This window comes from Streptomyces sp. NBC_00028 (assembly GCF_045041065.1).
GTDB lineage: Bacteria > Actinomycetota > Actinomycetes > Streptomycetales > Streptomycetaceae > Streptomyces.
The window spans coordinates 7641036-7664602 of the sequence record NZ_CP108293.1 but is presented as its reverse complement, the minus strand read 5'-3'; the positions used below and the strand labels follow the sequence as shown (position 1 = coordinate 7664602).

Annotated in this window: 19 protein-coding genes and 1 riboswitch; of the genes, 15 read left to right on the top strand and 4 right to left on the bottom strand. The window is 72.8% G+C overall.

All coding sequences use genetic code 11. The annotated features are described in order from the left end of the window. The first annotated feature begins 149 nt into the window (after window positions 1-149). The 9 genes from OG885_RS34525 (at window position 150) to cobI (ending at window position 12855) form a co-directional block, all read left to right on the top strand. Window positions 150-1403 carry an anion permease gene (locus OG885_RS34525; RefSeq protein WP_405738197.1) on the top strand — a complete coding sequence of 418 codons (1254 nt, stop codon included), beginning with the start codon at window positions 150-152 and terminating at the stop codon, window positions 1401-1403. Between the two features lie 22 nt (window positions 1404-1425). Then, the gene (locus tag OG885_RS34520) at window positions 1426-1647 is read left to right on the top strand and encodes a hypothetical protein (RefSeq protein ID WP_405738194.1); all 222 of its coding nucleotides are present in this window, start codon (window positions 1426-1428) and stop codon (window positions 1645-1647) included. Window positions 1648-1804: 157 nt separating this feature from the next. Then, window positions 1805-1946, top strand: a riboswitch (cobalamin riboswitch). A gap of 100 nt (window positions 1947-2046) precedes the next feature. Further along, window positions 2047-2994, top strand: coding sequence for a cobalamin biosynthesis protein (locus OG885_RS34515; RefSeq protein ID WP_405738191.1), 948 nt, complete (start codon window positions 2047-2049; stop codon window positions 2992-2994). After that, on the top strand, window positions 2991-4499 hold the full coding sequence (locus tag OG885_RS34510; protein ID WP_405738188.1) for a cobyric acid synthase: 1509 nt from the start codon (window positions 2991-2993) through the stop codon (window positions 4497-4499). The genes OG885_RS34515 and OG885_RS34510 overlap by 4 nt, the downstream gene beginning before the upstream one ends. Next, a complete protein-coding gene (cobN, locus tag OG885_RS34505) occupies window positions 4496-8152 on the top strand; it encodes a cobaltochelatase subunit CobN (RefSeq protein ID WP_405738185.1) in 3657 nt (1218 codons plus the stop codon). Before OG885_RS34510 ends, cobN begins: the two co-directional genes overlap by 4 nt. Next, window positions 8149-10140, top strand: coding sequence for a putative cobaltochelatase (locus OG885_RS34500; protein WP_405738182.1), 1992 nt, complete (start codon window positions 8149-8151; stop codon window positions 10138-10140). Before cobN ends, OG885_RS34500 begins: the two co-directional genes overlap by 4 nt. Further along, window positions 10140-10739, top strand: a complete 600-nt coding sequence (gene cobO / locus OG885_RS34495; RefSeq protein ID WP_399958754.1) for a cob(I)yrinic acid a,c-diamide adenosyltransferase — start codon at window positions 10140-10142, stop codon at window positions 10737-10739. Before OG885_RS34500 ends, cobO begins: the two co-directional genes overlap by 1 nt. After that, on the top strand, window positions 10739-12124 hold the full coding sequence (locus OG885_RS34490; protein WP_405738177.1) for a cobyrinate a,c-diamide synthase: 1386 nt from the start codon (window positions 10739-10741) through the stop codon (window positions 12122-12124). The genes cobO and OG885_RS34490 overlap by 1 nt, the downstream gene beginning before the upstream one ends. Beyond that, the gene (gene cobI, locus OG885_RS34485; protein ID WP_405738174.1) at window positions 12109-12855 is read left to right on the top strand and encodes a precorrin-2 C(20)-methyltransferase; all 747 of its coding nucleotides are present in this window, start codon (window positions 12109-12111) and stop codon (window positions 12853-12855) included. The genes OG885_RS34490 and cobI overlap by 16 nt, the downstream gene beginning before the upstream one ends. A gap of 17 nt (window positions 12856-12872) precedes the next feature. Here cobI and OG885_RS34480 read toward each other — a convergent pair whose 3' ends face one another. After that, window positions 12873-13601: a ZIP family metal transporter gene (locus tag OG885_RS34480; RefSeq protein ID WP_399958760.1), complete on the bottom strand. Its 729-nt coding sequence runs from the start codon at window positions 13599-13601 to the stop codon at window positions 12873-12875. Window positions 13602-13699: 98 nt separating this feature from the next. Here OG885_RS34480 and cobM point away from each other — a divergent pair, with 98 nt between their 5' ends. The 6 genes from cobM to cobC are packed head-to-tail and all read left to right on the top strand — an operon-like array spanning window position 13700 to window position 20029. Further along, complete coding sequence (gene cobM / locus OG885_RS34475) at window positions 13700-14518, top strand: precorrin-4 C(11)-methyltransferase (protein ID WP_405738171.1); 819 nt, start codon at window positions 13700-13702, stop codon at window positions 14516-14518. Further along, window positions 14515-15750 carry a precorrin-6y C5,15-methyltransferase (decarboxylating) subunit CbiE gene (gene cbiE, locus OG885_RS34470; RefSeq protein ID WP_405738168.1) on the top strand — a complete coding sequence of 412 codons (1236 nt, stop codon included), beginning with the start codon at window positions 14515-14517 and terminating at the stop codon, window positions 15748-15750. Before cobM ends, cbiE begins: the two co-directional genes overlap by 4 nt. Continuing rightward, a complete protein-coding gene (gene cobJ / locus OG885_RS34465) occupies window positions 15747-17450 on the top strand; it encodes a precorrin-3B C(17)-methyltransferase (protein ID WP_405738165.1) in 1704 nt (567 codons plus the stop codon). The genes cbiE and cobJ overlap by 4 nt, the downstream gene beginning before the upstream one ends. Further along, complete coding sequence (locus tag OG885_RS34460) at window positions 17447-18034, top strand: precorrin-8X methylmutase (RefSeq protein WP_405738162.1); 588 nt, start codon at window positions 17447-17449, stop codon at window positions 18032-18034. The genes cobJ and OG885_RS34460 overlap by 4 nt, the downstream gene beginning before the upstream one ends. Further along, window positions 18031-18963 (top strand): sirohydrochlorin chelatase, encoded by a 933-nt coding sequence (locus OG885_RS34455; protein ID WP_405738160.1) that lies wholly within the window; start codon window positions 18031-18033, stop codon window positions 18961-18963. Before OG885_RS34460 ends, OG885_RS34455 begins: the two co-directional genes overlap by 4 nt. Further along, complete coding sequence (cobC, locus tag OG885_RS34450; protein WP_405738157.1) at window positions 18953-20029, top strand: Rv2231c family pyridoxal phosphate-dependent protein CobC; 1077 nt, start codon at window positions 18953-18955, stop codon at window positions 20027-20029. The genes OG885_RS34455 and cobC overlap by 11 nt, the downstream gene beginning before the upstream one ends. Window positions 20030-20061: 32 nt before the next feature. On the opposite strand, the gene OG885_RS34445 is transcribed toward cobC, so the two are convergent. The 3 genes from OG885_RS34445 to OG885_RS34435 all read right to left on the bottom strand — a co-directional run bounded on the left by OG885_RS34445 (window position 20062) and on the right by OG885_RS34435 (window position 23558). Then, window positions 20062-21138 carry a LacI family DNA-binding transcriptional regulator gene (locus OG885_RS34445; protein ID WP_405738154.1) on the bottom strand — a complete coding sequence of 359 codons (1077 nt, stop codon included), beginning with the start codon at window positions 21136-21138 and terminating at the stop codon, window positions 20062-20064. Between the two features lie 165 nt (window positions 21139-21303). Then, complete coding sequence (locus OG885_RS34440) at window positions 21304-22212, bottom strand: SCO1860 family LAETG-anchored protein (RefSeq protein ID WP_405738151.1); 909 nt, start codon at window positions 22210-22212, stop codon at window positions 21304-21306. Window positions 22213-22466: 254 nt separating this feature from the next. Next, complete coding sequence (locus OG885_RS34435; RefSeq protein ID WP_405738148.1) at window positions 22467-23558, bottom strand: amidohydrolase family protein; 1092 nt, start codon at window positions 23556-23558, stop codon at window positions 22467-22469. Between the last annotated feature and the right edge of the window lie 9 nt (window positions 23559-23567).

The following is a 23567-nucleotide window of genomic DNA, read 5'->3' as shown; positions in this document are numbered from 1 at the left end:
GCGGCGCACGGGCCGCACGGGGGTCCCGTCGGCATCGGAGGGAAAACCCTCGGTTCCAGACACCGTGTGGCCCGCCTCAGTTCATCTTCCGTTCACCCTGGTTACCTACGTTCAACGTGCCAATGACGCTCGAACGATTGCCTGGGTAAATGGAAAACTTCTCGCTGATCCTCGCGATTGTGGTGGTAACCGCACTTGCGTTCGATTTCACGAACGGTTTTCACGACACCGCCAACGCGATGGCCACGACCATCTCGACCGGTGCGCTCAAGCCCAAGGTCGCGGTGGCCATGTCCGCCGTGCTCAACCTTGTGGGCGCCTTTCTCTCCGTGGAGGTCGCCAACACGATCTCCAAGGGTCTCGTCGACGAGAGCGGCATCCGTCCCGAGGTCATCTTCGCCGCACTGGTCGGCGCGATCCTCTGGAACCTGCTGACCTGGCTGGTCGGACTCCCCTCCAGCTCCTCGCACGCCCTCATGGGCGGTCTGATCGGCGCCACCATCGCTTCGGCGGGCATGGGCGCGGTCCACGGTGACGTCCTGGTCACCAAGGTCCTGATCCCGGCGATCGCGGCGCCCATCGTCGCGGGCCTCGCCGCCATGCTGGCCACCCGCCTCTCCTACTCCCTCGGCAAGAAGGCGGACGGCAAGGCCGCCGCCAAGGGCTTCCGCACCGGCCAGATCGCCTCGGCCGGCCTGGTCTCCCTCGCCCACGGCACGAACGACGCGCAGAAGACGATGGGCATCATCACCCTCGCCCTCGTCGCCGGCGGCGCCGTCGCGCCCGACTCCGACCCGCCCACCTGGGTCATCCTCTCCGCGGGCCTGGCCATCGCGCTCGGTACCTACCTCGGCGGCTGGCGCATCATCCGCACGATGGGCAAGGGTCTGACCGACCTCCAGCCGCAGCAGGGCTTCGCCGCCCAGACCAGCGCGGCGACGGTCATCCTGGCCTCCTCGCACCTCGGTTTCTCCCTCTCCACCACGCACTCCGTCTCCGGTTCGGTGATGGGCGCGGGCATCGGCCGCAAGGGCGGCGTCGTCCGCTGGTCGACGGCGACGCGGATGTTCGTGGCCTGGGGCCTCACGCTCCCGGCGGCCGCCCTGGTGGGCGCGCTGGCGGAGTCGGTGACCGACCTCGGCGACTGGGGCACGGGCGTCGTCCTGGTCTTCCTGATCGCCTCCAGCGCGGCCATCTGGAAGATCTCGCGCCGCGAGGTCGTGGACGCGTCGAACGTCAACGACACCGCCGACGAGCCGGCCGGCGTGGTCACGACGGCGATCGCCGCGGTCACCCCGCCTCCGGCGGGCACCGTCGCGGACGTCCTGACCGCCACGATCCCCGCACCGGCAGCGGCCACGGCCTCCACGGAACCGGCGGCCCCGCCGGCCGCCGCGGTCTGAGCGACGAAGGAAACCAAGCAACATGAAGATCGACTGGCAAGCACTGGGCTCCGTCTTCGGCGTCAGCCTCGTCGTCACCGTGGCCCTCGTGGCCCTCTTCACCCTCGGCATCATGGGTCTCTCCCGCCAGGAGCGGGCCTCGGCCGCGGGCGGCTCGGCGTCCCTCGCCGTGACCGGCGCGTACGCCTGCTTCGCCGCCTGTGCGGCGGCGGTGGGCTACGGCATCTATCTGATCGTCGCCTGAGCCTCACCACGACGATTCCGCGCCCTGTTCCGGGCCCCTGAAGGGGGGATTCCGGACAGGGCGCTCTCGCGTTCCGGGCCTCGCGAACCCCGTCCGCGGGCCCGCCGATGTGGGGTTCTGCACACTCCGCTCCCGCAGGTCAACAGCGAGTTGACGGCCCTTCCGGGCCCGTGGTGGACTGCCGGAGCCAAGTACGGCGGCCAGGGAGGAAGACCGGTGTGAATCCGGCGCGGTCCCGCCACTGTCACCGGGGTAGGTAGCCCCGGGAGCCAGGAACTCCCACCGTCGGTCTCGTCGAACCAGGGCGTGGACACCCTGAGTGAGGACATATCGCCATGCTCGCCTGCCGTTTGAGGTACGCCACCAGGTCGCTGCCCGACCCCACGGCCGGCTGAGCGCATGCGTGCCGATCGCGTCTTCGCGTACGGCGCCGCCGCCGGACTCGTCGCAGATCTGCTGCTCGGTGATCCACACCGGGGGCATCCGGTCGCCGTGTTCGGGCGGGCCGCCGGTGCCGTGGAGAAGGCTCTGTGGCGGGACCATCGTGGGTGGGGCGCGCTGCACACCGCCGTGTGCGTCGGGGGCGCCGTGGGACTGGGCGCCCTCGCCCGGAGAGTCGTACGTCCCTCCCGCAGCGCGTCCGTCGCGCTGACCGGAGCCGCCACCTGGGCCGTGGTGGGCGGAACGTCGCTCGCACGCGAGGCCCGGGTCATCGGGCGGGCTCTGGAGGCGGGGGACGTCGAGGGGGCTCGCGCCCGGCTGCCGCACCTGTGCGGGCGGGATCCGCAGGCCCTCGACGCCGACGGGATCGCCCGGGCCGTCGTCGAGTCCGTCGCCGAGAACACCTCCGACGCCGTGGTCGGCGCCCTGGTCTGGGGGGCGTTCGGCGGAGTGCCCGGTCTGCTCGGGTTCCGGGCCGTCAACACCCTCGACGCCATGGTCGGGCACAAGTCCGAGCGGTACCGGCGCTACGGATGGGCATCCGCCAGGCTCGACGACCTCGCCGGATGGCCGGGGGCGCGCCTCACCGCTGTACTCGCCGCCGTCGCCGGAAGTGATCCCCGGGGGGCCGTACGAGTGTGGCGTGCCGACGCCGCCAAGCATCCGAGCCCCAACGCCGGGCCCGTCGAGGCCTCGTTCGCGGGAGCCCTCGGGGTGCGGCTCGGGGGGACCTTGTCGTACGCGGGGCGGATCGAGCACCGGCCCGTCCTCAATCAGTCCGGGCGGGCCGTCGCCACGCGGGACATCGAGCGCGCCGTACGGCTTTCGCGGCGGGTCGGGGTGCTCGCGCTCGGCGTCGGTGTCGCCGCGCGGGCCCTGGCCACGAAGAAGGGACGTACGTCATGAGCGGGGGGCTGCTCGTCGCCGGGACCACCTCCGACGCCGGCAAGAGTGTCGTCACCGCCGGGATCTGCCGGTGGCTGGTGCGGCAGGGGGTCAAGGTCGCGCCCTTCAAGGCGCAGAACATGTCCCTCAATTCGTTCGTGACGCGGGAGGGTGCGGAGATCGGGCGGGCTCAGGCCATGCAGGCCCAGGCCTGTCGGGTCGAGCCGACCGCGCTGATGAATCCCGTGCTGCTCAAGCCCGGTGGCGAGCAGAGTAGCCAGGTCGTGCTGATGGGGAAGCCCGTCGGCGAGATGAGCGCGCGCGGCTATCACGGGGGGCGGCAGCAGAAGCTGCTCGGGACCGTGCTCGACTGTCTCGCCGAACTGCGGGGCACGTATGACGCGGTGATCTGTGAGGGGGCCGGCAGTCCGGCGGAGATCAATCTGCGGCGGACCGACATCGTCAACATGGGGATCGCCCGCAATGCCGGTCTTCCGGTGCTGGTGGTCGGGGACATCGACCGCGGGGGCGTGTTCGCCTCCTTCTTCGGGACCGTCGCCCTGCTGTCCCCCGAGGATCAGGCGCTCGTCGCCGGGTTCCTCGTCAACAAGTTCCGGGGGGATGTGTCGCTTCTCGAGCCGGGGCTCGACATGCTCCACGGGCTCACCGGGCGGCATACGTACGGCGTCCTGCCCTTCCGGCACGGCCTCGGTATCGATGAGGAAGACGGTCTGCGGGTTTCCCTCAGAGGGACCGTCCGGGAGTCGAACACCGCCCCGCCCGTCGGGGAGGACGTGCTGCGGGTCGCCGTCTGCGCGGTCCCCCTGATGTCCAACTTCACGGACGTGGACGCGCTCGCCGCCGAACCGGGTGTCGTCGTGCGGTTCGTGGACCGGCCGGAGGAGCTCGCCGACGCCGATCTCGTCATCGTCCCGGGGACGCGCGGGACGGTGCGGGCACTGGAGTGGCTGCATGAGCGCGGGCTGGCCGGCGCCCTCGTCGCACGGGCCGCGGAAGGGCGTCCGATCCTCGGGATCTGCGGCGGCTTCCAGGTTCTCGGCGAGCACATCGAGGACGAGGTCGAGAGCCGGCAGGGGCAGGTCGAAGGGCTCGGGGTGCTGCCCCTAAGGGTTCGGTTCGCCCACGAGAAGATCCTTACCCGGCCGGAGGGGGAGGCACTCGGGGAACGGGTCACGGGATACGAGATCCATCACGGGGTCGCCTCCGTGACCTCGGGAGAACCCTTCCTGGACGGCTGCCGGGTCGGTCAGACCTGGGGCACCCACTGGCACGGCTCGCTGGAGTCGGACGGCTTCCGGCGGGCGTTCCTGCGCGAGGTGGCGGCCGCCGCGGGCCGCCGGTTCGTGCCGGCGCCCGACACCTCGTTCGCCGCGCTGCGCGAGGAGCAGCTCGACCGGCTCGGCGACCTGATCGAACAGCACGCGGACACGGACGCGCTCTGGCGGCTCATCGAGTCGGGCGCGCCGCAAGGACTGCCTTTCATTCCACCGGGAGCGCCCGCATGAGCACTGTGTTGTTGTTGTCGACCGCCGACACGGACCTGTTGGCGGCCCGGGCCGCCTCCGGTGCCGACTACCGGATAGGCAACCCGACCCGCGTGGACGTGGCCGCGGAGCTGCCGGGGCTGATCCAGGGCTCCGACGTCGCCGTCGTACGGCTGCTCGGTGGCAAGCGTGCCTGGGAGGACGGGCTGGCCGCGCTTAGGGCGTCCGGTGTGCCGACCGTGCTCCTTGGCGGTGAGGCCGTGCCCGACGCCGAGTTGATGGCCGAGTCGTCCGTGCCGGCCGGTGTGGTCGCGGAGGCGCTGAAGTACCTCGTCGAGGGTGGCCCCGCCAACCTCACCGAGCTGGCCCGGTTCCTGTCCGACACCGTGCTGCTGACCGGTGAGGGGTTCCTGGAACCGCAGAAGATGCCGGAGTACGGCGTCCATGGCGACCGTGCCTTCATCGAGGGCCGGCCGACCGTCGGTGTGCTCTTCTACCGGGCCCATGAGCTCAGCGGCAACACCGGCTTCGTCGACACCCTGTGCGATGCCGTCGAGGCGCGCGGCGCCAACGCCCTTCCCGTGTACTGCGGTTCGCTGCGCGGTGCCGACGCCGGGCTGTACGAGATCCTCGGCAGGACGGACGCGCTCGTCGCCACCGTCCTCGCCGCCGGTGGCGCGCACGCCTCGCAGGCGTCGGCGGGCGGCGACGAGGAGGCCTGGGACATCGGGGCGCTGGCCGACCTCGATGTGCCGGTGCTGCAAGGACTTTGCCTCACGTCGTCCAGGGCGGCGTGGGAGGCGTCCGACGCCGCGCTCTCCCCCATGGACGCGGCGATGCAGGTCGCGATCCCCGAGTTCGACGGGCGGCTCGTCACCGTCCCGTTCTCCTTCAAGGAGCAGGGCCCGGACGACGTCCCCGTCTATGTCGCCGACCCCGAGCGGGCCGCGCGCGTCGCCGGGATCGCCGTACGGCACGCCCGGTTGGGGTACAAGCCGAACGCGGAGAAGAAGCTCGCGCTCGTCTTCACCGCGTACCCGACCAAGCACTCGCGGGTCGGCAACGCGGTCGGTCTCGACACGCCCGCCTCGGCGGTGCGGGTGCTGGACGCGCTCAAGGCGGCCGGGTACTCGCTCACCGAATACCCGTCCGGCGGCGACGAGTTGATCCACCGGCTGATCAACGCCGGTGGCCACGACGTCGAGTGGCTCACCGAGGAGCAGCTGGCCGCCGCGCCCGCGCGGGTGCCGCTGGCCGATTACCGGGCCTGGTTCGACAAGCTGGACCCGGAGTTGCGGGACGGCATGCTGGAGGCGTGGGGCGAGCCGCCGGGCAGCCTCTACGTCGACGGGGACGACATCGTGCTCGCCTCCCTCCAGTTCGGGAACGTCGTCGTGATGATCCAGCCGCCGCGCGGCTTCGGGGAGAACCCGATCGCGATCTACCACGACCCCGACATGCCGCCGTCGCACCACTACATGGCCGCGTACCGCTGGCTGGAGAACAGCTTCGGCGCCGACGCGATCGTCCACATGGGCAAGCACGGCACGATGGAGTGGCTGCCCGGCAAGGGACTCGGGCTCAGCGGCGGGTGCGCGCCGGACGCCGTGCTCGGTGAACTCCCGCTGATCTACCCCTTCATCGTCAACGACCCCGGCGAGGGCACCCAGGCCAAGCGGCGCGGACACGCCACCGTCGTCGACCACCTCGTACCGCCGATGGCGCGGGCCGACACCTACGGCGACCTCGCCAAGCTGGAGCAGCTCCTCGACGAGTACGCGCTCGTCTCCGACCTGGACCCGACGAAGGCGCCGGCCGTGCGGGCGCAGATCTGGACGCTGGTCAAGGCGGCCGAGCTCCACCACGACCTGCATGTCGAGGACCAGCCGGACGACGACGACTTCGACGAGTTCGTCATGCACATCGACGGCTATCTGTGCGAGATCAAGGACGTGCAGATCCGCGACGGGCTGCACATCCTCGGTGGCGGGCCGGTCGACGAAGCGCGGGTCAACCTCGTGCTCGCCGTGCTGCGCGCCTCACAGGTGTGGGGCGGCCAGGCCAACGCGTTGCCGGGCCTCAGGGCCTGCTTCGCGGCCCATTTCGGGCTGGTGGAGAAGGAATTGCTCGCCGAGCCCGGCGCCCCGGTGAAGGTGCCGGTCGAGCTGACGGAACTGGTCGAGGGCCCGGCCCGCAGCGCCGCCGACGCGATCGACCTGCTGGAGCAGCTGTGCCGGCGGGTCGCGGAGGGCATGGAGGCGCGCGACTGGGACGTGGCGGTGGTCCCGGCCGTGCTGCGGGGTGTGCTGGGGGTCGAACTCCCGGACGGCGTCGCCGTGTTGGAGTTCGCCTGCACCGAGGTGGTGCCGCGGCTCGCCCGCACCACCGACGAGATCGACCACATCCTCAAGGCGCTCGACGGTGGTTACGTCCCGGCCGGCCCGTCCGGTTCGCCGACGCGCGGGCTGGTCAACGTCCTGCCGACCGGCCGGAACTTCTACTCGGTCGACCCCAAGGCCATTCCGTCCAGGCTGAGTTGGGAGGTCGGGCAGTCGCTCGCCGACTCGCTGGTCCAGCGGTACCTGGCCGACACCGGCGAGTACCCGAAGTCCGTCGGCCTGACGGTGTGGGGTACGTCCGCGATGCGCACCCAGGGCGACGACATCGCCGAGATCCTGGCGCTGCTGGGCTGCCGCCCGGTGTGGGACGAGGCCTCGCGCCGGGTCACCGGTTTCGACATCATCGGCCTGGCGGAGCTGGGCCGTCCGCGCATCGACGTCACCGTCCGCATCTCCGGGTTCTTCCGGGACGCGTTCCCGCACGTCGTCGGTCTGATCGACGACGCGGTGCGCAAGGTGGCCGAGCTGGACGAGCCCGCCGAGCGCAACTTCGTGAAGGCCCACGCCGACGAGGACACCGCCGAGCACGGGGACCGGCGGCGCGCGACGGCCCGTATCTTCGGCTCCAAGCCGGGCGCGTACGGCGCCGGTCTGCTGCCGCTGATCGACGCCCGCAACTGGCGCTCCGACGCCGACCTCGCCGAGGTGTACGCGGTGTGGGGCGGCTACGCCTACGGGCGCGGGCTGGACGGGCGGGCGGCGCGCGGGGACATGGAGATGGCGTTCCGGCGCATCAACGTGGCCGCGAAGAACGTCGACACCCGTGAGCACGACCTCGTGGACGCGGACGACTACTTCCAGTACCACGGTGGCATGGTCGCCATGGTCCGCCATCTGACGGGCGCCAACCCCGAGGCGTACGTAGGCGATTCGGCGACCCCCGACCAGGTGAGGACCCGCACGCTGGGCGAGGAGACGCACCGCGTGTTCCGGGCGCGTGTCGTCAACCCCCGCTGGATGGCGGCCATGCGCCGGCACGGCTACAAGGGTGCCTTCGAGATGGCGGCGACCGTCGACTACCTCTTCGGCTACGACGCCACGGCGGGCGTGGTCGACGACTGGATGTACGAGAAGCTCAGCGCGGAGTACGTCTTCGACCCGGAGAACCGGGACTTCATGAAGCAGTCCAACCCGTGGGCGCTGCGCGGCATCACCGAACGGCTTCTGGAGGCGGCGGACCGCGGCCTCTGGGCGGAGCCGGACGCGGAGACGCTGGAGCGGCTGCGCGCCACCTACCTTGAGCTCGAAGGCGACCTGGAGGGCGACGACCAGTGACCACCCCCTTCCCCTTCACGGCCGTCGTCGGCCAGGACGATCTGCGGCTCGCGCTGCTGCTGAACGCCGTGTCACCGGCGGTCGGCGGTGTGCTGGTGCGCGGTGAGAAGGGCACGGCCAAGTCCACGGCGGTGCGGGCCCTTTCGGCGCTGCTGCCGGCGGTGCCGGTCGTATCCGGCTGCCGTTTCTCCTGCGACCCCGCGCAGCCCGGTCCGGCCTGCCCGGACGGCCCGCACGAGCCAGGACCGGGCATCTCGCGCCCCTCCCGCATGGTCGAGCTCCCCGTCGGCGCCTCCGAGGACCGGCTGGTCGGTGCGCTCGACATCGAGCGGGCGCTCGCGGAGGGCGTGAAGGCCTTCGAGCCGGGGCTGCTCGCCGACGCGCATCGCGGGATCCTCTACGTCGACGAAGTGAACCTGCTGCACGACCACTTGGTCGACCTGCTCCTCGACGCGGCCGCCATGGGCGCCTCGTACGTGGAACGCGAGGGCGTGTCCGTGCGGCACGCCTCGAAGTTCCTGCTCGTCGGGACCATGAACCCCGAAGAGGGTGAGCTGCGGCCGCAGTTGCTCGACCGGTTCGGGCTGACCGTCGAGGTGGCCGCCTCGCGCGAGCCCGACCAGCGGGTGGAGGTGGTCCGGCGGCGGCTGGCGTACGACGACGATCCGGCGGGTTTCGCGGCCCGGTGGGCCGACGAGGAGGCCGCCGTGCGGCAACGTGTCGTGGCGGCACGGGAGTTGCTGCCGTCGGTGCGGCTCGGGGACGGGGCGCTGCGGCAGATCGCGGCGACCTGTGCCGCCTTCGAGGTGGACGGCATGCGAGCCGACATCGTCATGGCGCGGACGGCCACCGCGCTGGCCGCGTGGGCCGGGCGGACCGAGGTGCTCGCGGAGGACGTACGGCAGGCCGCGCTGCTCGCGCTGCCGCACCGGCGTCGGCGTAATCCCTTTGACGCGCCGGGACTTGACGAGGACAAGCTCGACCAGACGCTGGAGGAGTTCAGCGGAGACGGTGACGAGGATCCCGATCCGGACGGGCCCGGCGGGGGCGGCGGGCAGCCGACGCCGGACGACGGGTCCCAGGGTGGCTCCGGGGACGGGGCGCGGCCCGAGGCCGGGGAGGACGGGGAGCCGCAGGCCGGCGGTGCCGGTGGCGGCGAGCAGTCCCCCGTACGGGCCTCCGAGCCGTTCCGTACCAAGGTGCTCAGCGTGCCGGGGCTCGGGGACGGTGCCGCCGGGCGGCGTTCGCGGGCGCGGACCGAGCACGGGCGGACCACGGGGGCGCGCCGCCCTCGGGGTGCGCTGACCAAGCTGCATCTCGCCGCGACCGTGCAGGCCGCCGCCCCGCATCAGCGGGCGCGGGGGCGGTCCGGTCCCGGGCTTGTGCTGCGCCGGGACGATCTGCGGCAGGCGACGCGGGAGGGGCGCGAGGGCAACCTGGTGCTTTTCGTGGTGGACGCCTCCGGGTCCATGGCCGCTCGGCAGCGGATGGGTGCCGTGAAGGGTGCCGTGCTGTCGCTGCTGCTCGACGCGTATCAGCGGCGGGACAAGGTGGGCCTGGTGACGTTCCGGGGGACGGCGGGTGAGGTGGCGTTGCCGCCCACGTCGTCCGTCGATGCCGCGGCCGCTCGGCTGGAGTCGCTGCCCACGGGTGGCCGTACGCCGCTCGCCGCCGGGCTGCTGAAGGCGCACGAGGTGCTGCGGGTCGAGCGGTTGCGGGATCCCGCGCGTCGGGCGCTGGTCGTCGTGGTGACGGACGGGCGGGCCACGGGTGGGCCCGAGCCGGTCGCGCTGTCTCAGCGGGCGGCCCGGCTGTTCGCCGCCGACGGGGTCGCCTCCGTCGTCGTCGACTGCGAGTCCGGGCCGGTGCGGCTGGGGCTCGCCGGGCAGCTCGCCGGTGAGTTGGGGGGTACGGCGGTGACGCTCGACGAGTTGCGGGCGGACTCCATCGCCGGGCTGGTCAAGGACGTACAGAGGAGGGCCGCTTAATGCCTCAGGGACAGCCGAGTGTGGTGCCGGACGACGGGCTGACCACTCGTCAGCGTCGTAATCGGCCTTTGGTGGTCGTGCATACGGGGGTGGGTAAGGGCAAGTCGACCGCTGCCTTCGGGCTTGCCCTGCGGGCCTGGAACCAGGGGTGGCCCATCGGGGTGTTCCAGTTCGTCAAGTCGGCGAAGTGGAAGGTCGGCGAGGAGAACGCGCTGCGGGTGCTCGGGGCGTCCGGCGAGGGCGGGTCCGTCGACTGGCACAAGATGGGCGAGGGCTGGTCCTGGGTGCAGCGGGACGCCCAGATGGACAACGAGGAGAAGGCCCGCGAGGGCTGGGAGCAGGTCAAGCGGGACCTCGCCGCCGAGACGTACCAGCTGTACGTGCTCGACGAGTTCGCCTATCCCCTGCACTGGGGGTGGATCGACACCGATGAGGTCATCGCCGTGCTGCGGGACCGGCCGGGGACCCAGCACGTCGTCATCACCGGGCGCAACGCCCCCGAGAAGCTGGTCGACTTCGCCGATCTCGTGACCGACATGTCCAAGGTCAAGCATCCGATGGACGCCGGGCAGAAGGGGCAGCGGGGTATCGAGTGGTGATGTCCTCCTCCGTCTCCGTCCCCCGGCTGGTCATCGCCGCGCCCTCGTCGGGCAGCGGGAAGACCACCGTCGCCACGGGGTTGATGGCCGCGTTCGCCGCGCGGGGGCTCGCCGTGTCTCCGCACAAGGTCGGGCCGGACTACATCGACCCCGGGTATCACTCGCTCGCCACCGGGCGGGTGGGGCGGAACCTCGACGCGTACCTGTGCGGGCCGGAGTTGATCGGGCCGTTGTTCGCGCACGGGGCACGGGGATGTGACATCGCCGTCGTCGAGGGTGTGATGGGGATGTACGACGGGGCCGCGGGGGAAGGTGAACTGGCGTCCACCGCGCATGTCGCGAAGCTGTTGCGGGCGCCGGTGGTCCTTGTTGTCGACGCGTCGTCGCAGTCGCGGTCGGTGGCGGCGCTGGTGCACGGGTTCGCCTCGTGGGATCCGGAGGTGCGGGTCGGGGGCGTGATCCTCAACAAGGTCGCGTCCGACCGGCATGAGGAGCTGCTGCGGGAGGCGTTGGACTCGGCCGGGGTGCCGGTGCTCGGGGTGCTGCGGCGGGTGGCGCAGGTGGATACACCTTCTCGGCATCTGGGGTTGGTGCCGGTCGCCGAGCGGCGGGGGGCGGCGCTTGAGGCTGTGGCGGCTATGGGGGCGCAGGTTGCTGACGGGTGCGATCTGGCCGCGTTGGAGGCGCTTGCGCGCGCTGCTGGTGCCGTACCAGGGGGCTCCGCCCCCTGGACCCCCGCCTCGCCCACCCACCACCCGACTCGGTCGGCTGAGAAGCGAGGCACGGCCGTCGTCGCCGTTGCCGGTGGGCCCGCGTTCACCTTCTCCTATGCCGAGCATGCGGAGTTGCTGGCCGCCGCCGGAGCCGACGTCGTCACCTTCGATCCCCTGCGCGACGAGGAACTGCCCCCCGGCACCCGCGGGTTGGTCATCGGGGGTGGGTTCCCCGAGGTGTATGCCAGTGAGCTGTCCGCCAACGAGCCGCTGCGCAAGGCCGTCAGCGAGCTCGCCCTCGGCGGCGCTCCCGTCGCCGCCGAGTGTGCCGGGCTGCTCTACCTCTGTCGTGAGCTCGACGGGCTTCCCATGTGCGGGGTGCTCGACGCCTCCGCGCGGATGAGCGAGCGCCTCACGCTCGGGTATCGGGACGCGGTGGCCGTCGAGGACAGTTCGCTGGCCGTCGCCGGGACGCGGATGCGGGGGCACGAGTTTCATCGGACCGTCGTGGAGCCCGGCGCGGGGACGGCTCCCGCGTGGGGGGTGCGCGCCCCTGCGCGGCGCCTCGAAGGTTTCGTACAACAAGGTGTGCACGCGAGTTATCTGCACACGCACTGGGCGTCCGAGCCCGGTGTGGCCCGTCGGTTCGTGGAGAGGTGCCGGACGTCATGAGCAGCAACAGGTTGATCGGAGTCGGGGTCGGTCCCGGTGATCCGGAGCTGGTGACCGTCAAGGGCGTCAACGCGTTGCGTGCCGCCGACGTGGTCGTGGTGCCCGTCATGGACACGGGTGAGCGCGGGCGGGCCGAGGCCACCGTGCTGCACTACGTGCCCGAGGAGAAGGTCGTCCGGGTGGTGTTCGCGCTGAACGAGCGGACCGACCGGGGGCGGCGGGAGGCCGCGTGGGACGCCGCCGGGGAGCGGGTTGCCCGGTTGCTCGGTGAGCACGGCACCGTCGCCTTCGCCACCATCGGTGATCCGAACGTCTACTCCACCTTCACCTATCTCGCGCAGACCATCGCCGAGACCGTGCCGGGGACCGTCGTGGAGACCGTGCCCGGTATCACCGCCATGCAGGATCTCGCCGCCCGTTCCGGGGCGGTCCTGACCGAGGGCACCGAGCCGCTCACGCTCGTGCCCGTCACCGCCGGTGCCCAGGCGCTCAAGGACGCCCTGGCCGGGCCGGGGACGGTCGTGGCGTACAAGTTCGGGCGGCAGGCCGAGGAGGTCGCCGAGGCGCTGCGGGAGACCGGGCGGATCGACGACGCCGTATGGGGGTCGGCGCTCGGGCTGCCGGAGGAGTCCGTGCGGCCCGCCGCCGACCTGGACGGCGCCCCGCTTCCCTATCTCTCCACGCTCATCGCGCCCGCCCGGCGTGACGGCGGGCGGGGCGGCAAGCTGTGACCTCGCCCCTCGGGGCGTCAGTCGGCGATGCCCACCACCAGCCAGATGAACGCCACCCCCGCGACCGTGCACAGCAGGGTCGAGCGGGCGGGGTGTTCGTGGTGGGCCTCGGGGAGGATCTCGGCCGCCGCCAGATACAGGAGCGCGCCGCCGAAGAAGCCGAGATACGCGCCGAGCAGCTTCTCCGGGATGGTGAAGAAGAGGGTCGACGCGGCGCCCACGACCGGTGCCGCCGCGTCCGCCGCCAGCATCGCCAGCGCCCGGCGGCGGGCGTTCCCGTACAGGCTCGTGATCGTGTACGTGTTGAAGCCGTCCGCGAAGTCATGGGCGATCACCGCGAGGGCCACGGCCGTGCCCATGCCGCCGCCCACCTGGAAGGCCGCGCCGATCGCCACGCCGTCCATGGCGCTGTGGCCGACCATCGCCGCGGCGGCCGTCAGGCCCACCTCGGGGACCCGGCCGCCGTGCTCCTCCCCGCCGTGCGCGGCCTGGCGGGCGGCCAGGAGCCGTTCCACCAGATGGGCCAGCAGAAAGCCGGCCACGAACAGCAGCAGCGCGGCCGGTACGCCGAAGACCTCGGTGCCCGCCGCCTCCAGCGCCTCCGGCAGCAGATCCAGGCCGACCACGCCCAGCATCAGACCGCCGGCCAGGCCAAGGACCAGGTGACGGCGGTCGGTCACCCGCTGTGCCGTCCAGCCGCCGGCCAGTGTCATCAGGAACGCGCCGAGCGCGACGAACACCGCCATGGCCCCTTCGTATCCGATGAAGGCCCGTTCGCGCACATCCGGCACCACCAACACCACCCGCTCCCCCAGTGATTCTTCGTACGAGAGGACCCGAACCCATGGCTGACGCCCCCACCGGCAAGGTGACCTTCGTCGGTGCCGGACCCGGCGCCGCCGACCTGCTGACGTTCCGTGCCGCGCGTGCCATCGCCGAGGCCGACGTCGTGATCTGGGCGGCCAGCCTGGTCCAGGCCGAGGTCCTGGAGCACGCCCGTGAGGGCGCGGAGATCCTCGACTCGGCGACGATGTCGCTGGAGGACGTCGTCGCCGTCTACGAGCGGGCCGTCGCCGAAGGGCTGCGGGTCGCGCGGATCCACTCCGGCGACCCGGCCCTCTGGGGCGGTACGCAGGAGCAGCTCGACCGGTGTGCCGAGATCGGTATCGCCACCGAGGTGGTGCCCGGAGTCTCCGCCTTCTCCGCGGTCGCCGCGCTCGCGCAGCGCGAGCTGACCATCCCCGAGGTCGCGCAGTCCGTGGTGCTCACCCGGCTCGGTGGCGGCAAGACGCCGATGCCGCCGGGCGAGGAGGTGCGGGAGTTCGCCAAGCACGGCACCACCATGGCGATCTTCCTGTCGGCCGCGCGGAGCGGGCAGCTGGTGCGGGAGCTGCTGGAGGGCGGCTATCCGACGTCCACCCCGGTCGTCGTCGCCTACCAGGCGACCTGGCCCGAGGAGCTCGTCGTGCGGTGCACGATCGAGACGCTGGAGGAGACGGTCAAGGAGCACAAGCTCTGGAAGCACACGCTCTTCCTGGTCGGGCCCGCGCTCGACGCCGAGGGCACCCGCTCGCACCTGTACCACCCCGGCCACTTCCACGGCTACCGCAAGGCCGACCCGGAGGCCCGCCGGGCCCTGCGCGCGCGGGGTGCGAGTACGTGATCACGGTCTTCGGTACGGGGACGGGGGCGCCGGTTCCCGCCGACGTGCTGGCCGGGGCCCGGCTGGTGGTGGGCGGCCGGCGTCATCTGACGTCCGCGCCGGTGCCCGAGGATGCCGAGCAGGTCGTCCTCGGGGCGCTCGCGCCCGCCCTCGACATCATCGAGCGGCATCTGGACAAGCAGCAGCGGGTCGTCGTCCTCGCCTCCGGTGATCCCGGGTTCTTCGGGATCGTGCGGGCGCTGGCCGAGCGGTTCGGGTCCGAGCGGTTGGACGTACGGCCCGGGGTCTCGTCCGTCGCCGCCGCCTTCGCGCGGCTCGGGCTGACGTGGGACGACGCGGTCGTCGTCAGCGCGCACGGGCGGGAGCTGCGGACGGCCGTCAACGTGTGCCGGGCGCGGCCCAAGGTCGCCGTGCTGACCGGGCCGGGGGCCGGGCCCGCCGAGCTGGGGGCCGCGCTGCGGGCCGACGCCCGGGTCCTGGTCGTCGCCTCCGCGCTGGGCTCCGCCGAGGAGCGCGTCGAGCGGGTGACACCCGCCGAGGCCGCCGCCCGTGACTGGGGGGCGTCGGTGAGCGTGGTGCTGTGCCTGGACGGGACGCGGGTGCTGGGCGCCGCCGCCCGGACGGTCGCCGAGCCGGGTGCCGGGCCCGCCCGATGGGCGCTGGACGAGGACGAGTTCACCCACCGCGACTCGATGATCACCAAGTTCGAGGTACGGGCGCTCGCGCTGGCCCGGCTCGGTCCCCGGCTCGGTGACCAGGTCTGGGACATCGGCGCGGGCTCCGGTTCCGTCGCCGTGGAGTGCGCGCGGTTCGGCGCGGCCGTCACCGCCGTCGAGAAGACCCGGGACGGCGTCGAGCGGGTCCGCGCCAACGCGGCGGCCCACGGGGTCGACGTACGGGCCGTGCACGGGGCCGCGCCGACGGTGCTGTCCGATCTCGACGACCCCGACGCCGTGTTCATCGGCGGCGGCGGACGTGAGCTGCCCGCGATCGTCACCGCGTGCGCGCGGCGCGCCCGGCGGACGGTCGTCGTGGCGATGGCGGCGCTCGACCGGGTGCCGGCCGTGCGCGAGGCGCTCACCGGCGCCGGGCTCTCCTGCGACGGGGTGCTGTTGCAGTCGTCGCGGCTGGCACCGCTGCCGGGAGACGTGACCCGGCTCGCGGCCACCAACCCTGTTTTTCTGTTGTGGGGGTTTCGAACCCCCGGTTCTCATGAGGGAGTTGCCCTGTGATCGGCCTCATTTCCGCCACCGCGGCGGGCGCGGCTGCGCGCGACCGGCTGGCCGCGGCGTGGCCGGAGCGGACGCGCGTGTACGAGGGTCCCGTCGGCGACGCCGTACGGGCCGCGTTCGCGGAGTGCGAGCAGCTGGTGTGCTTCCTCGCCACGGGTGCCGTGGTGCGGCTGGTCGCGCCGATGCTCGGCGACAAGACGTCCGACCCGGGTGTGGTGTGTGTCGACGAGGGCGGCCGGTTCGCCGTGTCGCTGGTCGGCGGGCACGGCGGCGGCGCCAATGAACTCGCCCGCGAGGTCGGGGAGTTGCTGGGCTCGGAGCCCGTGATCACGACGGCGACGGACGCGGTGGGCCTGCCGGGCCTCGACACGCTCGGCCTCCCCGTCGAGGGCGATGTGGCCGCCGTGTCGCGGGCGCTCCTCGACGGTGAACCGGTCGCCCTGAAGGCGGAGTTGGCGTGGCCGCTGCCCGCGCTGAAGGTCACCGAGGACGGTGCCTACGCCGTCCGCGTCACCGACCGGCTCGTGGCCGCCGCCGAGCGCGAGGTCGTCCTGCGGCCGCCGTCCCTCGTCGTCGGAGTCGGCGCCTCGAAGGGTGCGCCTGCCGAGGAGGTGCTGGAGTTGATCGAGAGTGCCCTGCGCGACGCGGGGCTGTCCCGTCTCTGTGTCGCCGAACTCGCCACCGTCGACGCCAAGTCCGGGGAGCCGGGCATCGTCGGGGCGGCTCGTGAGCTCAACGTCCCCCTGGTCACCTACTCCGCCGAGGAACTCAAGGCCGTCGAGGTCCCCAACCCCTCCGACGCGCCCCTCGCCGCCGTCGGCACCCCGTCCGTCGCCGAGGCCGCCGCGCTGGCGAACGGTGGCGAACTCCTCGTACCCAAGCGGAAGTCCACGCGTGCGGACGGTCTGCCCGCGATGGCGACCTGCGCCGTCGTACGGCGTCCCGCGCGCGGCCGGCTCGCGGTGGTCGGGCTCGGCCCGGGCGCACGGGACCTGCTCACACCCCGCGCCAAGGCGGAGTTGCGGCGTGCCTCCGTGCTCGTCGGCCTCGACCAGTACGTCGACCAGATCCGTGACCTGCTGCGGCCCGGCACCGTGATCCTGGAGTCGGGGCTCGGGGCCGAGGAGGAGCGGGCACGGACCGCTGTGGCGGAGGCCCGGAAGGGGCAGGCCGTCGCGTTGATCGGCAGCGGGGACGCGGGCGTGTACGCCATGGCCTCCCCCGCGTTGGCCGGGGCGTCCGACGACATCGAGGTGATCGGCGTCCCCGGTGTGACCGCCGCTCTTGCCGCCGCCGCGATGCTCGGCGCGCCCCTCGGCCACGACCACGTGTCCATCAGCCTCTCCGACCTGCACACTCCCTGGGAGGTCATCGAGCGACGCGTGCGCGCGGCGGCCGAGGCGGACATCGTGGTCACCTTCTACAACCCGCGTTCCCGGGGCCGCGACTGGCAGCTGCCCAAGGCGCTGGCGATCCTCGCCGAGCACCGGGAGCCGACGACGCCGGTCGGTGTCGTACGGAACGCGTCGCGGCCGGACGAGTCCAGTCGGCTCACGACACTGGGGTCCCTGGACCCGGCGACGGTCGACATGATGACGGTCGTGACCGTCGGCAACACGGCGACCCGTGACATCGCGGGGCGCATGGTGACACCGCGCGGCTACCGCTGGCAGGGCAGCTCTCTGGAGGACGCCAAGTGAATCGCGTGATCCACCCCATCGAGGAGGAGTCCTACCGGCGGCTGCGGGCCCGCCTGGACACCTCGCACTTCCCGCCGCTGACCCGTGCGGTGGTCGAGCGGGTCATCCACTCGGCCGCCGACCTGGAGTACGCCGACGACCTGGTCCTGGACGAGGGCGAGCTGGAGAAGGCTCATGCCGCCCTGCACGGCGGGGCGCCGGTCGTCGTGGACGTGGAGATGGTCGCGGCCGGCATCACCCGGCGCGAGACGGTCTGCCGGCTCCGCGACGCCGTGGCCGGGCCGGGGCTGACCCGCTCAGCGCACGCGATCCGGCTCGCCTACGAGCAGGTCGGTCCCGGCGCCCTCTGGGTGATCGGCAACGCGCCGACCGCGCTGGAGGAGTTGCTCACCCTGGACGCCGCCCCGGCGCTCGTCATCGGTCTGCCCGTCGGCTTCGTCGGCGCGGTCGAGTCCAAGGCCGCGTTGCGCGAGAGCGGGCTGCCCGCCGTGAGCAACGTGTCCGAGAAGGGCGGGTCGGCCGTCGCCTCGGCCGCGCTCAACGCCCTGCTGTACCACCCCGTTTCCACCGAGGAGAAATCGTGACCACCCCCCAGCCCGCTCTGCTCATCGCCGGCCACGGCACCCGGGACGAGGCCGGGGCCGAGGCGTTCCGTGACTTCGTGCGGGAGTTGGGGCGTCGCCACCCCGAACTGACCGTCGCGGGAGGCTTCATCGAACTGTCCCCGCCGCCGCTGGGCGAGGCCGTCACCGAGCTGGTGGAGAAGGGCGTACGACGGTTCGCCGCCGTGCCGCTGATGCTGGTCTCCGCCGGTCACGCCAAGGGCGACATCCCGGCGGCGCTGGCCCGCGAGAAGGAACGGCACCCGGGGATCTCGTACACCTACGGCCGTCCGCTGGGTCCGCACCCGTCGCTGCTGAACGTCCTGGAGCGGCGACTGGAGGAGGCGCTCGGCACCGAGGGGCGCGCGCCCGGCGACCTCGCCGACGTCACCGTGCTGCTCGTCGGGCGCGGCTCCACCGACCCGGACGCCAACGCCGAGGTCCACAAGGCGGCGCGGCTGCTGTGGGAGGGGCGCGGATACGCGGGGGTCGAGACGGCGTTCGTGTCGCTGGCGGCGCCGGACGTGCCGAGCGGCCTCGACCGGTGCGTGAGACTGGGCGCACGGCGGATCGTCGTGCTGCCCTATTTCCTGTTCACCGGTATTCTCCCGGACCGCGTCCGGCAGCAGACCGAGGGCTGGGCGGCCGCGCACCCGGAGATCGAGGTGCGCTCCGCCGATGTCATCGGGCCGGAGCCGGAGCTGCTCGACCTGGTGATGGAGCGGTACGAGGAGGCGATCAAGGGTGATCTGCGGATGAACTGCGACTCGTGCGTGTACCGCATCGCGCTGCCCGGTTTCGAGGACAAGGTGGGCCTGCCGCAGCAGCCGCACTTCCACCCCGACGACGACGGCCACCATCACCACGGCCACGGACACCACCACCACGGCTCCCCCTCCCATGCGCACTGACAGACACGGCACCGGCAGCCATGATCTGCGGCACCACGGTGACGCGGAGGTCCGTGACGACGGGGCGCGGCTGACCGACCTCGCCGTGAACGTCCGCGCGGACACGCCCCCGAGGTGGCTGCGGGAGCGGATCGCGGAGTCGTTGACCGGCCTCGCCGCCTATCCGGACGGCCGGGAGGCGCGGGCGGCGGTCGCGGCCCGGCACGGGCTGCCCGCGGAGCGGGTGCTGCTCACCGCCGGCGCGGCCGAGGCGTTCGTGCTGCTCGCCCGCGCCCTGGAGACCCGCCACCCCCTGGTGGTGCACCCGCAGTTCACGGAGCCGGAGGCGGCGCTGCGGGACGCGGGGCACACCGTCGACCGGCTGCTGCTGCGCGAGGAGGACGGCTTCCGGCTCGACCCGGCGGCGGTCCCCGAGGACGCGGACCTGGTGGTGATCGGCAACCCGACGAACCCGACGTCGGTCCTGCACCCGGCGGACACGATCGCGCGACTCGCCCGCCCCGGGCGGACCTTGGTCGTGGACGAGGCGTTCATGGACGCGGTGCCGGGCGAGCGGGAGGCGCTGGCGGGCCGGACGGACGTCCCCGGGCTCGTCGTCCTGCGCAGCCTGACCAAGACCTGGGGTCTGGCCGGACTGCGCATCGGTTACGTCCTGGCCGCCCCGGAGACCGTCGAGGAGCTGGAGCGGGCCCAGCCGCTGTGGCCGGTGTCCACCCCGGCGCTCGCGGCGGCGCGGGCCTGCGTGGCACCGCAGGCGCTGGCCGAGGCGGCGCACGCGGCCCATCGCATCGCCGCCGACCGGGCCCATCTCGTGGCCGGCCTGCGGGAGTTCGCCCCGGACGGGCTGGCGCTCGTCGAACCGGCCGAGGGCCCCTTCGTCCTCGTCCGCCTGCCCCGGGCCGCCGCCGTACGCCGGCATCTGCGCGACCTCGGTTTCGCGGTGCGGCGCGGGGACACGTTCCCGGGCCTGGACGAGGAGTGGCTGCGGCTCGCGGTGCGGGACCGGACGACGGTCAACTCGTTCCTCCAGGCGCTGGACCAGGCGATGGTCCTGTCAGAGCACTGACCGGCGGCGAGTACCGGGAGCCAGGGGCGCGGTCATACGGGGGCGTGTCCCGCGTCGGCCGGAGGTGGGGCGACGCTGCGGCGCACGACGATGTGCGTGCCCAGCAGGTGGTGGCTGCCCGCGGCCTCGTCGGGGTCCCGCAGCGCGATCCGTACCGCCGCCCGCCCCAGCTCCTCGGCGGGCGTACGCACGGTCGTGAGCGGCGGGTTGAAGTCCTCGGCCAGCGGGATGTCGTTGTAGCCGACGACGGAGACGTCCTCGGGCACCCGCAGCCCCGCGTCGGCGATGGCGCGCAGGGCGCCCGCGGCGACCATGTCGTCCCCGGCGACCACGGCCGTGAACTCCCGGGTCTCCTTGAGGAGTCGGGCCATGGCCCGGAGCCCGGCCGCCCGCCCGAGGCCGCAGTCGACCACCCGGGCGTCGGCGGCCGGCACCCGGTGATCCGCGAGGGCGGCCCGGTACCCGGCGACCCGGGCGTCCAGGGCCGTGTTCCCCGGCAGGCCTCCCAGGAATACGATCCGCCGATGGCCCGCCGACAGCAGATGCCCGGTGATAGCGCGCGCCCCGGCCTCGTTGTCGAACTCGACCACCAGCGCCGGGATCCCGGGATCGGGGGCGGGCCGCCCGCACAGCACGAGCCGCGCGCCGGTCGAGTCCAGGGCCTGCGCGTAGTGCGCCACACGCGAGCGGTACGCGTCGTCCTCGACGACCCCGCCGACCAGGATCACCAGCCGGGCCCCCTCCTCCCGCATGAGCTGCACGAACTCCATCTCACGCTGCGGGTCCCCGCCGGTCGCGCCGACGACGCACAGCCAGCCCCGGTCGGCGGCCTCGGCCTCGACGCCCTCGGCGACCTGGGCGTAGAAGGGGCTGGTGACCTGGCGGACGACGACCGCGGCCATCTTGCGGCCGCCGCCCACCAGGGCGCGCGCGTGCGCGTTGGCGACGTAGTCGAGGTCGCGGGCGGCGCGCAGGACGCGGGCCCGGGTTGTGGGCGGGACGGGGTGGTTGCCGGTCAGTGCGCGCGACGCGGTCGCCGTGGACACGCCCGCCCGCTCGGCGACCTCGCGGATGGTGACCCGCCCCTTGCCTGTCATGTCGTTGCCCATCCCCCGCGTCTCCTGTCCCACCGGCGGCCCGTGACGCGTCGGCCGCACAGCCCTTGGCGAACTCCTCGGCCATTCTGTCGCCCCCTCGGGGCCCGCCGCTCGTGCAGGGGCCCTGAGAGTGCCGCCGTGGGCGTCGAATCGGGCGGGTGGTGGGTCAGCGCGAGGTCAGTTCCTGCCGCGTCGGGCCACGGCGACCGCTCCTCCGCCCGCGACGAGCAGGGCGATCGCTCCGCCCGCGAGGTACGGAGTCACGGAGTTGCCGCCGGTCTCCGCCAGCCCGGCCTCGGCGGGGGCGCCTTGGGGCTTGACGTCACCGGCCGGGGTCTCGGAAGGCGCCGCGGAGGCCGCCGGTGCTGCCGGGGACTCGCAGGTGGCCTTCGCCAGGGTCAAGGTGCCCTCGACGTCGGCCACGTTGAGCTTCAACGGGTTGACGGACACGGTGAGTTCGAGGGCGGTGGCGGCGGCCGTGCGGGAGGTGGTCTCGCGCTTGGACAGGTCGAGGCGGACCTCTCCGACTCCCGGGACCTTCACCTCGGTCGGGCCGCCGGCGGTCAGCGTGACCTTCTTGCCGAGGACGGTGACATCGCCCAGCACGTTGGACGTGGCGACCGGTGCCTTCCCGGCCTCGCAGACCGCCTCGGACTTGACCGCGCCGAGCTCGATGACGGAGAGCAGGGGCAGGCCCGGGACGTGGAGCTTGGCATGGGCCAGGTCGGTCGAGGCCTCGGCCTTGGTCGCGGTGACGTTCGCCTTCGCCGACGCCACCTCGGCGTTCAGCACGCTGAAGGGCTGGCCGTTGTTCACGCCGTTCAACTCGGCGGTCAGCGCGGTCTTCTCGGCGCTCCGTGGTGCCTGTACTTCGTTCAGGGAGACCGCGAGCGGGACGTTCACGGTCTTGTTGAGCAGGGACACGTCGAGCCCGGTGCGCAGCACGACGGCGCTCGCGCGGCCTTCGTCGCCGGTGGCGTGTGCGGAGCCCGCGCCGGCCAGGACCGCGGGACCTGCGGCCAGGGCGGTGGCCGTCGCGACGGTCGCGAGACGGCGTGCGGGCATACGGAAGTTCTTGCCGTTCAAGGTGGGGACCCCTCAGAGGAGACTTGCTCGGGACCCGGCAAGAATTACGCACTGAGAGTGAACAGTCAGCAGTCCGACGGGACTTCACCCCAACGTGGTGCTTCCGTGAACTTTTTCGAATCTGGCGGCACGAGTGTTCCTCGAAGTCACCCCCGCACCCCCTTCTGTACGAGCGCGCCCGTTGACGGGACGGCGCGTGCGCGGGAGTGCAGAACGAGCCAGGTCGATGGATGGTCACGCTGTGTCAACGTGGGCTAGGCGGCGACCCGTCCGTTGAGGACGACCCGCTGGGGGTCCGCCAGCACCCGTACGTCGGCGCGCGGATCGGACGCGTACACCACGAGGTCGGCCGCGGCGCCCTCCTCAAGGCCGGGGCGGCCGAGCCAGGCGCGGGCCTTCCAGGTCGTCGCCGCGAGGGCCTCGACCGGCGGGATGCCCGCGGTGACCAGTTCCGCGACCTCGGCCGCGACCAGGCCGTGCGGCAGGGTGCCGCCGGCGTCGGTGCCGACGTACACCGGGATGCCCGCGTCGTAGGCGGAGCGCACGGTGTCGTAGCGCCGCTCGTGCAGCCGCCTGATGTGGGCCGACCACTGCGGGAACTTGCTCTCGCCGCCCGCCGCGAGCTGCGGGAAGGTCGCGATGTTGACCAGGGTCGGGACGATGGCCACGCCGTGCTCGGCGAAGAGCGGGATCAGCTCCTCGGTCAGCCCGGTGGCGTGCTCCACGCAGTCGATGCCCGCGCCGACCAGGTCCGGGAGGGAGTCCGCGGAGAAGCAGTGGGCGGTGACGCGGGCGCCGAGGCGGTGGGCCTCGGCGATGGCCGACTCCAGCGCGTCCCTCGGCCACAGCGGTGCCAGGTCGCCGACCTCTCGGTCGATCCAGTCGCCGACCAGCTTGACCCAGCCGTCGCCGCGCCGGGCCTCCTGGGCGACGTACGCGGCCAGGTCGGCCGGCTCGATCTCGTGGGCGTAACCGCGGATGTAGCGGCGGGGGCGGGCGATGTGCCGTCCGGCCCGGATGATCTTCGGCAGGTCTTCGCGGTCGTCGATCCAGCGGGTGTCGGAGGGCGAACCGGCGTCGCGGACGAGAAGCGTGCCGGCCTCCCGGTCGGCCAGCGCCTGCTTCTCGGCGACGTCCTCCGTGACCGGCCCGTGCGGTCCGAGGCCGACATGGCAGTGCGCGTCGACCAGTCCCGGCAGGGCCCAGCCGGCGACGGTACGGATGTCACGGGCGCCGACGGGACGGTCGTAGGAGATCCGTCCACCGACGACCCACAGTTCTTCCCGGACCTCCTCGGGCCCGACCAGGATCCGCCCCTTGACGTGCAACACCGCGCGCTCGCTCATGCTTCGCAC